1 protein-coding gene is annotated in these 223 nt (G+C 66.8%); it reads right to left on the bottom strand.

Annotated features, from left to right (window positions below; translation table 11 throughout):
- On the bottom strand, positions 1 to 223 hold a 223-nt coding region (locus tag E4K09_RS00030; protein ID WP_425293796.1), incomplete at both ends, for a cobaltochelatase CobT-related protein.

The raw sequence follows: 223 nt of genomic DNA on the forward strand, positions 1-223 counted from the left end.
CGCGCGGGTGGTGAAGCCGAGGATCTCGACCTTCACGCCGCAGCGCTCGAGCGTGCGCGCCAGAATGTCGGCGCAGGTGGCCGCCACCGTGATCGGGCGTCCGCGCATGGACCCGGAATTGTCGAGCAGCAGCGTCACGACCGTATCGCGGAAATTGGTGTCCTGCTCCTGCTTGAAGCTCAGGGGCTGGAAGGGATCCATGATGATGCGCGGCAGGCGCACC

The organism is Microvirga pakistanensis, from assembly GCF_004458765.1.
Lineage (GTDB): Bacteria > Pseudomonadota > Alphaproteobacteria > Rhizobiales > Beijerinckiaceae > Microvirga > Microvirga pakistanensis.